The sequence below is a fragment of the Psychrobacter luti genome (genome assembly GCF_014192115.1).
GTDB classification, from domain to species: Bacteria; Pseudomonadota; Gammaproteobacteria; order Pseudomonadales; family Moraxellaceae; genus Psychrobacter; species Psychrobacter luti.
This window is the reverse complement of sequence record NZ_JACHXL010000017.1, coordinates 1-1,212: the sequence shown is the minus strand read 5'-3', so window position 1 is coordinate 1,212 and position 1,212 is coordinate 1. Positions and strand designations below refer to the sequence as shown.

The window sequence follows — 1,212 nt, the reverse complement described above, 5'->3', positions numbered from 1 at the left end:
TGCTTAGCTAAGTACGTTAGCAACAACACCAGCGCCTACAGTACGGCCGCCTTCACGAATAGCGAAGCGTAGACCTTTGTCCATAGCGATTGGGTGGATAAGCTCTACGCCCATCTCAACGTTATCACCAGGCATTACCATTTCAGTACCGTCTTGTAATTGGATTGCGCCAGTTACGTCAGTAGTACGGAAGTAGAACTGTGGACGATAGCCGTTTAGGAATGGTGTGTGACGACCACCCTCTTCTTTTGACAATACATATACTTCTGCGTCAAACTTGGTGTGAGGAGTGATTGAACCTGGCTTAGCAAGTACTTGGCCACGTTGTACGTCTTCACGTTTAGTACCACGTAGTAGTACGCCACAGTTTTCGCCTGCACGACCTTCGTCAAGCAGTTTACGGAACATCTCTACACCAGTACAGGTGGTTTTTTGCGTGTCACGGATACCAACGATTTCGATCTCGTCGCCAACACGTACGATACCTGATTCAACACGACCAGTAACAACAGTACCACGACCTGAGATTGAGAATACGTCTTCGATTGGCATTAGGAATGCTTTGTCGATGTCACGCTCTGGCTCTGGGATGTAGGTGTCTAGTATGCCTAGTAGTTCTACTACAGCTGGTTGGCCGTATTTGCCTTCGTCGCCTTTAAGAGCTTGGGTGGCTGAACCTTTTACGATTGGAGTGTCATCACCTGGGAAGTCGTAGTCGTTAAGAAGTTCACGAACTTCCATTTCTACTAGCTCAAGCAATTCTTCGTCATCAACAAGATCACATTTGTTCATGAATACGATGATGTACGGTACGCCAACCTGACGTGAAAGCAGGATGTGCTCACGGGTTTGTGGCATAGGGCCGTCAGTTGCAGATACAACTAGGATTGCGCCGTCCATCTGTGCAGCACCAGTGATCATGTTTTTAACATAATCGGCGTGACCTGGGCAATCGACGTGAGCGTAGTGACGTGATGGGGTGTCATATTCTACGTGTGAGGTGTTGATGGTGATGCCACGTGCTTTCTCTTCTGGTGCTGAGTCAATAGACGCGTAGTCTTTGGCTTCGCCACCAGAGGTGATTGCTGCTACAGTTGCGATAGCAGCTGTTAGGGTTGTTTTACCGTGGTCAACGTGTCCGATGGTACCGACGTTGACGTGTGGCTTGCTGCGTTCAAACTTGGCCTTTGCCATGGGTATTTCCTCTTTTTT

The 1,212-nt window shown here is 48.4% G+C and carries 1 protein-coding gene; it reads right to left on the bottom strand.

Annotated elements, in window-relative coordinates:
* Positions 1-3 precede the first annotated feature (3 nt).
* Entirely contained in the window at positions 4-1,194 is a 1,191-nt protein-coding gene (tuf, locus tag FHS24_RS12320; RefSeq protein ID WP_068405116.1) for an elongation factor Tu, read from the bottom strand.
* Positions 1,195-1,212 lie beyond the last annotated feature (18 nt).